The sequence below is a fragment of the Pseudomonas sp. 21 genome, from assembly GCF_000955805.1.
Classification (GTDB): Bacteria; Pseudomonadota; Gammaproteobacteria; order Pseudomonadales; family Pseudomonadaceae; genus Pseudomonas.
The window spans coordinates 182-5,230 of sequence record NZ_JYOA01000016.1 but is presented as its reverse complement, the minus strand read 5'-3'; the positions used below and the strand labels follow the sequence as shown (position 1 = coordinate 5,230).

Annotated in this window: 2 tRNA genes and 2 rRNA genes; all 4 read left to right on the top strand. The window is 52.0% G+C overall.

What is annotated here, in order from left to right:
- The first annotated feature begins 89 nt into the window (after positions 1 to 89).
- Positions 90 to 1,626 (top strand): 16S ribosomal RNA (locus UB43_RS27780).
- 64 nt (positions 1,627 to 1,690) lie between these two features.
- Positions 1,691 to 1,767: transfer RNA gene (locus tag UB43_RS27775), tRNA-Ile, on the top strand.
- Positions 1,768 to 1,794: 27 nt separating this feature from the next.
- Positions 1,795 to 1,870 (top strand) — tRNA-Ala (locus tag UB43_RS27770).
- 229 nt (positions 1,871 to 2,099) lie between these two features.
- A 23S ribosomal RNA gene (locus UB43_RS27765) occupies positions 2,100 to 4,991 on the top strand.
- Together the 16S and 23S rRNA genes with 2 tRNA genes alongside form the textbook arrangement of a ribosomal RNA operon.
- Positions 4,992 to 5,049 lie beyond the last annotated feature (58 nt).

The following is a 5,049-nucleotide window of genomic DNA, read 5'->3' as shown; positions in this document are numbered from 1 at the left end:
CACTCGTGAATTCGAGAGTTTTAGCTCATTAAATTGAGCATGCGATTGCTGAGCCAAGTTTAGGGTTTTCTCAAAACCCAAGCAGTATTGAACTGAAGAGTTTGATCATGGCTCAGATTGAACGCTGGCGGCAGGCCTAACACATGCAAGTCGAGCGGATGATGGGAGCTTGCTTCCGGATTCAGCGGCGGACGGGTGAGTAATGCCTAGGAATCTGCCTGGTAGTGGGGGACAACGTTTCGAAAGGAACGCTAATACCGCATACGTCCTACGGGAGAAAGCAGGGGACCTTCGGGCCTTGCGCTATCAGATGAGCCTAGGTCGGATTAGCTAGTTGGTGGGGTAAAGGCCTACCAAGGCGACGATCCGTAACTGGTCTGAGAGGATGATCAGTCACACTGGAACTGAGACACGGTCCAGACTCCTACGGGAGGCAGCAGTGGGGAATATTGGACAATGGGCGAAAGCCTGATCCAGCCATGCCGCGTGTGTGAAGAAGGTCTTCGGATTGTAAAGCACTTTAAGTTGGGAGGAAGGGCAGTAAGTTAATACCTTGCTGTTTTGACGTTACCAACAGAATAAGCACCGGCTAACTTCGTGCCAGCAGCCGCGGTAATACGAAGGGTGCAAGCGTTAATCGGAATTACTGGGCGTAAAGCGCGCGTAGGTGGTTTGGTAAGATGGATGTGAAATCCCCGGGCTCAACCTGGGAACTGCATCCATAACTGCCTGACTAGAGTACGGTAGAGGGTGGTGGAATTTCCTGTGTAGCGGTGAAATGCGTAGATATAGGAAGGAACACCAGTGGCGAAGGCGACCACCTGGACTGATACTGACACTGAGGTGCGAAAGCGTGGGGAGCAAACAGGATTAGATACCCTGGTAGTCCACGCCGTAAACGATGTCGACTAGCCGTTGGGATCCTTGAGATCTTAGTGGCGCAGCTAACGCGATAAGTCGACCGCCTGGGGAGTACGGCCGCAAGGTTAAAACTCAAATGAATTGACGGGGGCCCGCACAAGCGGTGGAGCATGTGGTTTAATTCGAAGCAACGCGAAGAACCTTACCTGGCCTTGACATGTCCGGAATCTTGCAGAGATGCGAGAGTGCCTTCGGGAATCGGAACACAGGTGCTGCATGGCTGTCGTCAGCTCGTGTCGTGAGATGTTGGGTTAAGTCCCGTAACGAGCGCAACCCTTGTCCTTAGTTACCAGCACGTTATGGTGGGCACTCTAAGGAGACTGCCGGTGACAAACCGGAGGAAGGTGGGGATGACGTCAAGTCATCATGGCCCTTACGGCCAGGGCTACACACGTGCTACAATGGTCGGTACAGAGGGTTGCCAAGCCGCGAGGTGGAGCTAATCCCATAAAACCGATCGTAGTCCGGATCGCAGTCTGCAACTCGACTGCGTGAAGTCGGAATCGCTAGTAATCGTGAATCAGAATGTCACGGTGAATACGTTCCCGGGCCTTGTACACACCGCCCGTCACACCATGGGAGTGGGTTGCTCCAGAAGTAGCTAGTCTAACCGCAAGGGGGACGGTTACCACGGAGTGATTCATGACTGGGGTGAAGTCGTAACAAGGTAGCCGTAGGGGAACCTGCGGCTGGATCACCTCCTTAATCGAAGATCTCAGCTTCTTCATAAGCTCCCACACGAATTGCTTGATTCACTGGTTAGACGATTGGGTCTGTAGCTCAGTTGGTTAGAGCGCACCCCTGATAAGGGTGAGGTCGGCAGTTCGAATCTGCCCAGACCCACCAATTGTTGTGGTGTGCTGCTGATCCGATGGGGCCATAGCTCAGCTGGGAGAGCGCCTGCTTTGCACGCAGGAGGTCAGGAGTTCGATCCTCCTTGGCTCCACCATTAATCGTCGAAAGCTCAGACATGAATGTTCAGGATGAACGAACATTGATGTCTGGTCTTTGTGCCAGAACTGTTCTTTAAAAATTTGGGTATGTGATAGAAGTAGACTGAATAATCTCTTTCACTGGTGATTATTCAAGTCAAGGTAAAATTTGCGAGTTCAAGCGCGAATTTTCGGCGAATGTCGTCTTCACGTTCGAGACAATAACCAGATTGCTTGGGGTTATATGGTCAAGTGAAGAAGCGCATACGGTGGATGCCTTGGCAGTCAGAGGCGATGAAAGACGTGGTAGCCTGCGATAAGCTTCGGGGAGTCGGCAAACAGACTTTGATCCGGAGATCTCTGAATGGGGAAACCCACCTAGCATAAGTTAGGTATCTTGCACTGAATACATAGGTGTAAGAGGCGAACCAGGGGAACTGAAACATCTAAGTACCCTGAGGAAAAGAAATCAACCGAGATTCCCTTAGTAGTGGCGAGCGAACGGGGATTAGCCCTTAAGCTTCTTTGAATCTAACAGAACGCTCTGGAAAGTGCGGCCATAGTGGGTGATAGCCCCGTATGTGAAAGGTTCTTTGAAGTGAAATCGAGTAGGACGGAGCACGAGAAACTTTGTCTGAATATGGGGGGACCATCCTCCAAGGCTAAATACTACTGACTGACCGATAGTGAACCAGTACCGTGAGGGAAAGGCGAAAAGAACCCCGGAGAGGGGAGTGAAATAGAACCTGAAACCGTATGCGTACAAGCAGTGGGAGCCTACTTTGTTAGGTGACTGCGTACCTTTTGTATAATGGGTCAGCGACTTATATTCAGTGGCGAGCTTAACCGTATAGGGAAGGCGTAGCGAAAGCGAGTCTTAATAGGGCGTTTTAGTCGCTGGGTATAGACCCGAAACCGGGCGATCTATCCATGAGCAGGTTGAAGGTTAGGTAACACTGACTGGAGGACCGAACCCACTCCCGTTGAAAAGGTAGGGGATGACTTGTGGATCGGAGTGAAAGGCTAATCAAGCTCGGAGATAGCTGGTTCTCCTCGAAAGCTATTTAGGTAGCGCCTCACGTATCACTCCAGGGGGTAGAGCACTGTTTCGGCTAGGGGGTCATCCCGACTTACCAAACCGATGCAAACTCCGAATACCTGGAAGTGTCAGCGTGGGAGACACACGGCGGGTGCTAACGTCCGTCGTGAAAAGGGAAACAACCCAGACCGTCAGCTAAGGTCCCAAAGTTATGGTTAAGTGGTAAACGATGTGGGAAGGCTTAGACAGCTAGGAGGTTGGCTTAGAAGCAGCCACCCTTTAAAGAAAGCGTAATAGCTCACTAGTCGAGTCGGCCTGCGCGGAAGATGTAACGGGGCTCAAACCATACACCGAAGCTACGGGTGCATCGTAAGATGCGCGGTAGAGGAGCGTTCTGTAAGCCTGTGAAGGTGAGTTGAGAAGCTTGCTGGAGGTATCAGAAGTGCGAATGCTGACATGAGTAACGACAATGGGAGTGAAAAACTCCCACGCCGAAAGACCAAGGGTTCCTGCGCAACGTTAATCGACGCAGGGTTAGTCGGTCCCTAAGGCGAGGCTGAAGAGCGTAGTCGATGGGAAACAGGTTAATATTCCTGTACTTCTAGTTACTGCGATGGAGGGACGGAGAAGGCTAGGCCAGCTTGGCGTTGGTTGTCCAAGTTTAAGGTGGTAGGCAGAGATCTTAGGTAAATCCGGGGTCTTAATGCCGAGAGCTGATGACGAGTCATCTTTCAGATGATGAAGTGGTTGATGCCATGCTTCCAGGAAAAGCTTCTAAGCTTCAGGTAACTAGGAACCGTACCCCAAACCGACACAGGTGGTTGGGTAGAGAATACCAAGGCGCTTGAGAGAACTCGGGTGAAGGAACTAGGCAAAATGGCACCGTAACTTCGGGAGAAGGTGCGCCGGCGAGGGTGAAGGATTTACTCCGTAAGCCCATGCCGGTCGAAGATACCAGGCCGCTGCGACTGTTTATTAAAAACACAGCACTCTGCAAACACGAAAGTGGACGTATAGGGTGTGACGCCTGCCCGGTGCCGGAAGGTTAATTGATGGGGTTAGCGAAAGCGAAGCTCTTGATCGAAGCCCCGGTAAACGGCGGCCGTAACTATAACGGTCCTAAGGTAGCGAAATTCCTTGTCGGGTAAGTTCCGACCTGCACGAATGGCGTAACGATGGCGGCGCTGTCTCCACCCGAGACTCAGTGAAATTGAAATCGCTGTGAAGATGCAGTGTATCCGCGGCTAGACGGAAAGACCCCGTGAACCTTTACTGTAGCTTTGCACTGGACTTTGAGCCTGCTTGTGTAGGATAGGTGGGAGGCTTTGAAGCGTGGACGCCAGTCTGCGTGGAGCCATCCTTGAAATACCACCCTGGCATGCTTGAGGTTCTAACTCTGGTCCGTTATCCGGATCGAGGACAGTGTATGGTGGGCAGTTTGACTGGGGCGGTCTCCTCCTAAAGAGTAACGGAGGAGTACGAAGGTGCGCTCAGACCGGTCGGAAATCGGTCGTAGAGTATAAAGGCAAAAGCGCGCTTGACTGCGAGACAGACACGTCGAGCAGGTACGAAAGTAGGTCTTAGTGATCCGGTGGTTCTGTATGGAAGGGCCATCGCTCAACGGATAAAAGGTACTCCGGGGATAACAGGCTGATACCGCCCAAGAGTTCATATCGACGGCGGTGTTTGGCACCTCGATGTCGGCTCATCACATCCTGGGGCTGAAGCCGGTCCCAAGGGTATGGCTGTTCGCCATTTAAAGTGGTACGCGAGCTGGGTTTAGAACGTCGTGAGACAGTTCGGTCCCTATCTGCCGTGGACGTTTGAGATTTGAGAGGGGCTGCTCCTAGTACGAGAGGACCGGAGTGGACGAACCTCTGGTGTTCCGGTTGTCACGCCAGTGGCATTGCCGGGTAGCTATGTTCGGAATAGATAACCGCTGAAAGCATCTAAGCGGGAAACTAGCCTCAAGATGAGATCTCACTGGGAACTTGATTCCCCTGAAGGGCCGTCGAAGACTACGACGTTGATAGGTCGGGTGTGTAAGCGCTGTGAGGCGTTGAGCTAACCGATACTAATTGCCCGTGAGGCTTGACCATATAACACCCAAACAATTTGCGTGTTGTACGGTGAAGACGTAACGAACCGAAAGTTCGT